Below are 7,417 nucleotides of genomic sequence, written 5' to 3' on the forward strand. Positions count from 1 at the left end.
GCGGCGGCCGAACTGTCGGCGTCCTCGCTGCGTGAGGCCGCCGATCGTGGGCCCGTCGACCTGACGGCCGTGCGCGATCCCGCCGACGCCCGGCGCGCCCGACACGTGCTGACCGAAAACCAGCGGGTCATCGATTGCGTTGCGGCGCTGCGTAATTCGGACTATTCCGAAGCCGGGAGGATCTTCACCGCCTCGCACGCCTCCATGCGTGACGACTTCGGCATCACCACCGAACGCATCGACCTGATCGCCGAGACCGCGGTGCGCGCGGGCGTGCTGGGCGCGCGGATGACCGGCGGCGGCTTCGGCGGCTGTGTGATCGCGCTGGTGCCGCACGAGCGCGCGAATGCGGTCGGCGAGGCGGTGCAACGGGCCGTGGCCGACGCCGGGTTCGAGCAGCCCGTCGTCACCCGAACCCGCGCGGCCGCGGGCGCGGGACCGGCGTGAGCGAGCCGACCGGCTACATCGAAGTTCGGGCATACGCCGAACTCAATGACTTCGTCGCGGCGCCGTTACGCGGGCACACGGTGCGCCGGCCCTTCAAACCCCACCAGAGCGTCAAAGATGTGTTGGAGGCGATGGGAATTCCGCACACCGAGGTCGACCTCATCCTGGTGAACGATGCGGCCCGGGGGTTCGATTACCGCCCGGTCTCCGGGGACCGCGTCGCCGCCTATCCGGTGTTCGAGGCGCTCGACATCGGCCCGACCGGCAGGCTTCGGCCCGTGCCGTTGCGCGACCCGCGCTTCGTCGTCGACGTCAACCTCGGCCGGCTCGCGTGGTTGCTGCGGCTGTTCGGGTTCGACGTGTGGTGGTCGAACGACGCCGATGACCAGACCCTGGCCGAGATCAGCGGCGCGCAGCGGCGCATCCTGCTGACCCGCGACCGCGGCCTGTTGAAGCGCCGCGCCGTCACCCATGGCCTGTTTGTTCGCTCGGACGATCCGGAGGAGCAGGCGGTCGCCGTGCTCCGCCGGCTCGATTTGGAGCGACGGCTGGCGCCGCTGAGCCGGTGTGTGCGCTGCAACGGCATGTTGGCTCCGGTCGCCAAGGAGGACGTGATCGATGAGCTGGAGCCGCTGACCCGCGAGCACTACGACGACTTCAGCCGGTGCACGCAATGCGGCCGCATCTATTGGGCCGGGTCGCACCACGCGAAGCTGGTCGCCCTCGTCGAACGCCTGCGGCGCCGGATCTGAACGCCAAACTTACTCGCCCGGCAATTTTGAGATTCCGGGCATGACCAGTGGTCAGAAAATGTAACCTAACCCCCATGGGGGTATCCCACTCCTGCATGTGCAGTACCGGTTTTCCCGCCCGGGCGGTAGCGATCCAGCTGCGATCGCTACCGAATTCTGCCGCCCACTACGCGAAACGTCAGCCGTGGCTTGGAATCTAGACAGCCAAGCCGCAGCGATCGAGCGGGGGCTGGCCGGCGCCACCCCACAATCCGTGGGCTGGTTCCGCTTCTACTTCGAAGGCCACCGCTGGGTATGGTCCGACCAGGTCCAGCGCATGCACGGGTACCAACCCGGCACGGTGACACCCACCACGGAACTGGTGCTGTCGCACAAGCATCCGGCCGATCGTCCTCAGGTGACCGACGGCATCAACGACATGATCAGGCGTCGTCAGGCATTCAGCACACGGCATCGCATCGTGGACACCGGCGGCATGATCCATCACGTCCTGGTGGTGGGCGACCAATTCTGCGATGACGACGGCAACGTCGTCGGGACGCACGGCTTCTACATCGAAGTCACGCCGACGCCCGCGCGCAGCCGCGAGGAATCCATCAGCGCGAAGGTCGCCGAAATCGCCGGGCGCCGCGGCGTGATCGAGCGGACCAAGGGCATGCTGATGCTGATCTACGGCATCGACGAAGACGCCGCGTTCAACATGCTCAAAACGCTGTCCCAGTCGGGAAACACCAAGCTCGGACTGCTCGCCCAACGGATCGCCGAGGACTTCTCGGCGCTGGGCAAAGAGGTCATCACCGCGCGCTCGCGATTCGACCAGCGCCTGCGGGGCGCCCACCTGCGCGCGCCCGAGAGCGGCGACACCACCTGAGCGGGTGCGGTGCTAGGGCGCCGGACTCAGCCGCACCGCACCCAGATGCAGCCGGTCGACCGCCTCGGCGAACTCGTCGCGGGTCGGGATGCGCTGGTCGCGAAACTTCAACCCGATCATGCGCTGCGCGCGCTGGACCCCGTAGGACTCGGCGCAGCGCACCAGCAGGTCGGAGACGACGGCCCGGTCGCGGATGAGCTCGCCGCGCATCGCCGTCGTCTTGCCGTCGTAAACGACCTGGACCGGTCCGCCGTCGCGGAAGTTCTGCTTCCACGGATTTCCGGTCAGCGCGTACAGCTCGCCGTCAATCACATGGGCGCTCAACGGAATTGAATAAGCGCGTCCCGTCTTTCGCCCGGTGAAACTCAGCACCATGAACTGCTTGCGGGCCAGCCCGGCCAGCGGGCTGCGCAGCAAGAACCCCATCACCGGATTGACCAGACGCATCAGCGCCGACGGTGGATGACCGGCGTCCACCGCATACGACTGCTCTGTCATGCGTTCACCGTAGAGGCAACCGCGCCCCGCGGCCCGCCATTCAGCCCGTGATGGTGGTCTGGTCGTCGATGATGTTGGTGGCGTCCATCAGCGGGCCCTGGTCGCTTTCCAGCCCGTCAGCGTTGAGCTGCAGCACGTAGACCGCGCCCTGACTGGGAATCACCACGGTTTTCTGCGCGATGACCCGGGTCTGGCCGCCCCGCTGGTACGTGCCGCCCACCTGCCAGGCCTGGAAGCCGCCGAGCGTGGACGCCGAGCCGTTGCCGGTGCCCTGGTATCCGGGCAGATTCTGGACCTCGCCCGGAGCGAATTGGATGAGCTTCGCGGGATCGACATTGCCGCTCAGCTTGGAGTACAGCGCCGAGACGGTCGGCGGATCGGCGGGATTGGCGGGCTGGCTCTGCACGATGCCGCCGTAGGAGGTGCCGGAGTTCTGGTTGAGCTGCCAGCCCGCGGGCACCGGCAGGTCGACGTTCGGGCCGGGGTCGCCGTGGTGCACGGGTGTCTCGGCGATGTTGTTGTCCTTGACGTAGTCGGCGATGGTGTACTTGGCCTTCGCCGCGGGTGGCGCGCCGGTCTGCGACGACGTCGACGTGGCAGTCGACGTCGTCGTCGAAGTGGAAGTCGACGTTTTATCGCCGGATTTGTGGTCGTGGCCGCAACCGACGAGCGCCAGACTGAGCGCCACGGAAATGGTTGCTAGCGTCAAATGTTTCATCGATCCAATCTCCCGAAAATTGGGCCGGTACCAGCGCCAGCCGTGCTGGGCATGACAGTAACGGAAAAACCTCGACGGTTTGCCGGTATCTTTTGGAGTTTTTGCCCGCGACCCGGTGCGGCCCCAATAGTTGTCCAATTCGCCGGCCGAAACGCCCCACGAATACGGCGTTTTCGGTTCGTTATCGGAGTATTAGACAGGTATGCGGTCGCGGCGGGCCCTCATTGCGGTCATCGCGGCGTCGGCTGTCTTCATGGTCTTCATCGCGGCGGCCCCACCCAGGGGATACGACGGTCCGCCGGTGTTCGTGGCGAATCCGGTCGACCACGTCGCCACGCTCATCGGCACCGGGACGGGCGGCGAGACGGTCGGGGAGATCAACAATTTCCCCGGTGCCACGGTGCCCTTCGGGATGGTGCAGTACTCGCCGGACACCGTCGGCAACTACGCCGGCTACAACTACGACAACCCGCGCGCCACCGGCTTCAGCATGACCCACGCGTCGGTGGGATGCGCTGCGTTCGGCGACATCTCGATGCTGCCGGTCACCGGCGGGATCGGCCCGCAACCCTGGAACGCCACCGAAGGCATCGCCCACGACGACAGCGAGCAGGGCGTGCCCGGTTATTACGCGGTGCGGTTCCCCGGCACCGGCGTGAAGGCCGAACTCACCGCCACCGCGCACACGGGCGTCGGCCGTTTCAGTTATCCGCGCAACGGCCGGCCCGCGCTGCTGCAGGTGCGCTCGGGCTCGTCGTTGGCGGGCAACTCGCGCGCGACCATCCAGATCGGGGAGGACAACACCACGATCACGGGGTGGGCCACCAGCGGGGGATTCTGCGACAAACCGAACGCCTACACGGTGTACTTCGCGATGAAGTTCAGCCAGCCCTTCACCGGCTACGGGTCCTGGGACGGCACCGCCGTCTACCCCGGCGCCCGCAGCGCCAACGCGCCGTATGCCGGCGGATACGTCGAATTCCCGGCCGGCTCGACGCTCGAGGTGCGCACCGCGATCTCCTACGTCGGGATCGAGGGGGCCCGGGCGAACCTGGCGGCCGAGGGCTCGGCCGGCTTCGACGACGTTCGCGGCGCCGCGTCCCGCGACTGGAACGCCGCGTTGTCCCGCGTCTCGGTGGCCGGCCGCAACGTCGACGACCTGACCACCTTCTACACCTCCCTGTATCGATCCCTGTTGCACCCCAACATGTTCAACGACGCCGACGGACGCTACGTCGGGTTCGACGGCTCCATCCACACGGTCGCCGCCGGGCACACGCAGTATGCCAACTTCTCCGACTGGGACACCTACCGGTGCCTGGCGGCGCTGCAGGCGTTGCTGTTTCCGGAGCGGGCCAGCGACATGGCCCAATCGTTGGTGAACGACGCCGAGCAGAGTGGAGCGCTGCCGCGCTGGGCGTTCGCCAACGCCGCGACCGGGGAGATGAGCGGGGACAGCGTGACCCCGCTGATCGTGAATTGGAATGCGTTCGGCGCCAAGGACTTCGACACGCAAAAGGCGTTGCGCTACATGGTGAACGGGGCGACCAAAGGCGGCGTGGGCCTGGCCGGTTACGTCGAGCGTCGCGGCATCGGCACCTACCTGCGGTTCGGCTATGCGCCGTTCACGTTGGAGTTCGGCCGCAACGGCTGGATCGCCGACGCGTCGATCACCCTCGAGTGGTCGATCGACGACTTCGCGATCTCCCGATTCGCCGACTCGCTGGGTGACGCCGCGACCGCCACCGAATTCGCGAACCGGGCGCAGTATTGGCAGAACCTGTTCAACCCCACCACGCGATACGTCTTGCCGCGCAGCTGGACCGGCTTCTTCCGCCCCGGTCCCGGGTTCGTGGTGGCCCCGGAGAACTTCGGCCAGGTCGGCTACGACGAGGGCAATGCCGAACAGTACGTCTGGTCGGTCCCCCACAACGTGGCGGGACTGGTGACCGCGCTCGGCGGCCGCGCCGCCGTGGCCGACCGGCTCGACCGCTTCACCGACAAGCTCAATGTCGGTCCCAACCAGCCCTACCTGTGGGCCGGCAACGAACCGAGTTTCGGTGTGCCGTGGCTGTACAACTACATCGGTCAACCATGGAAGACCCAGCACACCGTGGACCGGGTGCGCGGGTTGTTCGCCCCGACCGCCGATGGTGAGCCGGGCAACGACGACCTGGGCGCGTTGGCCAGCTGGTACGTGTGGGCGGCGCTGGGGCTGTACCCGGCCACCCCGGGAACGCCGATCCTCACCGTCGGCGCGCCGCTGTTCGACCGTGTCGAAATCGCGCTGCCGGCAAACAAATTCATCCGGATCTTCGCGCCGGGCGCCTCGGGACCGCACCACCTCAAATACATCAGCGGCCTCAAGGTCGACGGGCAGGCCACCGACCAGACGTCGCTGCCCGAGTCGATCATCCGCACCGGCGGCACACTGGCGTACTCGCTGGCCGCCTATCCCGACAAGCATTGGGGCACAGCGCAATCCGATGCGCCGCCGTCGTTCGGGGCCGGCAGCTCGGCGGTGGCCGTCAACGTTGCTCAACCCGTCGTAACGATCGCGCCCGGGGGCACGGGCACCGTCACCCTTGATGCGCAACGCATGACCGACACCGCCGACGGTTACACCGTCGCGGGCACCTCCTCCGATGTCGGGATCGGCGTGCGGCCGGCATCGGGTCAATTCCGCGCCGACGGGTCGGCCAGCGTCACCGTTTCCATCTCGGTCGCGCCGTCGGTGCCCGAGGACTTCTACTTGGCGTATTTGACCACCACGGTCGGCCGAAGCGTGCGCACCTCAACGGTTCTCGTGGTCGCACAGGCCGAATCCGAGAACTAGGTCCTCAGACCATCTCGTTTTTGGTCAGCCACCGCATCACCGGCCAGCCGACGAAGACCGGCAGCCAGCAGGTCAGCACCCGGTACAGCAGGACCGAGGGCACGCCGACCGCCGCCGGCACCCCGAACGCGGCCAGGCCACCGATCAGCGCCGCCTCGACGGCCCCGACACCGCCGGGCGTGGGAGCGGCGGAGGCCAACGTGCCGCCGACCATGGTGACCACCGTGACGGCGACGAAAGTCGTTCCGCCACCGAAGGCTTCGATGCTGGCCCACAGCGCCAGCGCCGCGCCGAGGGTGGTGCCCGCACAACCCAGCAGGATCAGGGCCAGCCGCCGCGGTTCGCGGGCCAGCTTGACCAGATCGGTCACCACCTCGTTCAGCTTCGGTCGCACCTCGGTCGCCAGCCACTTGCGCAGCGTGGGCACGAACAGGAACGCACCGACGATGCCCAGCGCGATCCCGGCGATCAGGTACAGCAGCGTCGCGCTCGGCACGAAATGCCGCAGGTTCATCGAGGCCCCGGCGGCGGCGCTGAACAGCACCAGCAGCGCCAGGTGGGCGATCACCTGTACCGACTGCTGCAGCGCCACCGCCGCGGTGGCCCGCATCGCCGACAAGCCGCTCTTTTGCAGGAACCGCGTGCTCAGCGCCAGACCGCCGACGCCCGCCGGGGTGGTGGTGGCGGCAAAGGTGTTGGCCACCTGCGCGATTGACAGCGTCCAGAAGTTCACCATGCCGTCGGCGCAGGCCCATAACGCGGCTGCCGCGCCGACATACGTGAGCGCCGACACCAGCAGCCCCAGCAGCGCCCACGACCAGTTCGCCGTCCGCAGTTGGGAGAAGAACGTGGGTGCCGTGCTGATGAACGGGTAGGCGACGTAGACCAGCGCGCCGAAGAGCACCAGCTGCACGATCTGGCTGCGGGTGAACCTGGTGATGGTCGCAGGCTTGATCTGGTCGGCACCGGTTTGGCGCTTGACCTCGGCCCGTGCGCCGGAGATGACGGTTCCAGAGTTCGGTATGGACCGCCGAATAAATCGCGGCACAGCGACTTTCGTGAGCCGGCGCGAAGCGGACAGGATGGTGTCCTTGCCGAACACCTCGATCGCCGCGCGCACCGCGGACTTCGGCTCGTAGAGCGCGGACGTCGTCACCAGTAGCTGCGCGATGTCAGATTGCAGTTGGGCCTCGGTGGCCCCGTATTCGGCGCTGCCGAACCCACCGAACATCACGGTGTCGTCCTCCACGGTGATGTGGTGGCTGCGCAGGTCACCGTGGGCGATCTGGCGGTCG

The 7,417-nt window shown here is 67.5% G+C and carries 6 protein-coding genes and 1 pseudogene; 4 read left to right on the forward strand and 3 right to left on the reverse strand.

All coding sequences use genetic code 11. From position 1 onward, the window contains the following. The 3 genes and pseudogenes from A9W96_RS10870 to A9W96_RS10880 all read left to right on the forward strand — a co-directional run. Nucleotides 1-447 (forward strand): annotated as a pseudogene (locus tag A9W96_RS10870) (galactokinase); the annotation flags it as partial. Beyond that, the gene (locus A9W96_RS10875; protein ID WP_066877616.1) at nt 444-1,199 is read left to right on the forward strand and encodes a Mut7-C RNAse domain-containing protein; all 756 of its coding nucleotides are present in this window, start codon (nt 444-446) and stop codon (nt 1,197-1,199) included. The pseudogene A9W96_RS10870 and the gene A9W96_RS10875, both read left to right, overlap by 4 nt. 184 nt (nt 1,200-1,383) lie before the next feature. Beyond that, nucleotides 1,384-2,070 (forward strand): PAS and ANTAR domain-containing protein, encoded by a 687-nt coding sequence (locus A9W96_RS10880; RefSeq protein ID WP_066866367.1) that lies wholly within the window; start codon nt 1,384-1,386, stop codon nt 2,068-2,070. Nucleotides 2,071-2,082: 12 nt separating this feature from the next. On the opposite strand, the gene A9W96_RS10885 is transcribed toward A9W96_RS10880, so the two are convergent. Both A9W96_RS10885 and A9W96_RS10890 read right to left on the reverse strand, forming a co-directional pair. Continuing rightward, nucleotides 2,083-2,568, reverse strand: coding sequence for a hypothetical protein (locus A9W96_RS10885; protein WP_066877618.1), 486 nt, complete (start codon nt 2,566-2,568; stop codon nt 2,083-2,085). 40 nt (nt 2,569-2,608) lie between these two features. Next, complete coding sequence (locus A9W96_RS10890) at nt 2,609-3,286, reverse strand: LpqN/LpqT family lipoprotein (protein ID WP_067139664.1); 678 nt, start codon at nt 3,284-3,286, stop codon at nt 2,609-2,611. A gap of 202 nt (nt 3,287-3,488) precedes the next feature. On the opposite strand from A9W96_RS10890, the gene A9W96_RS10895 reads away from it, so the two are divergent. Beyond that, nucleotides 3,489-6,122 carry a GH92 family glycosyl hydrolase gene (locus A9W96_RS10895; protein ID WP_067139666.1) on the forward strand — a complete coding sequence of 878 codons (2,634 nt, stop codon included), beginning with the start codon at nt 3,489-3,491 and terminating at the stop codon, nt 6,120-6,122. A 4-nt stretch (nt 6,123-6,126) separates the two neighbouring features. Here the strand turns inward: A9W96_RS10895 and A9W96_RS10900 are convergent. Further along, on the reverse strand, nt 6,127-7,417 hold a 1,291-nt coding region (locus A9W96_RS10900; protein ID WP_197499484.1), incomplete at its 5' end, for a lysylphosphatidylglycerol synthase transmembrane domain-containing protein.

Origin of the sequence: Mycobacterium sp. 1245852.3 (genome assembly GCF_001669335.1) — a bacterium.
Lineage (GTDB): Bacteria > Actinomycetota > Actinomycetes > Mycobacteriales > Mycobacteriaceae > Mycobacterium > Mycobacterium europaeum_A.

What these genes read in the sequence shown, in the direction of transcription:
- A9W96_RS10885 (WP_066877618.1), bottom strand. Translation starts at nt 2,568, where the DNA reads ATGACAGAGCAGTCGTATGCGGTGGACGCCGGTCATCCACCGTCGGCG.
- A9W96_RS10890 (WP_067139664.1), bottom strand. Translation starts at nt 3,286, where the DNA reads ATGAAACATTTGACGCTAGCAACCATTTCCGTGGCGCTCAGTCTGGCG.
- A9W96_RS10895 (WP_067139666.1), top strand. Translation starts at nt 3,489, where the DNA reads ATGCGGTCGCGGCGGGCCCTCATTGCGGTCATCGCGGCGTCGGCTGTC.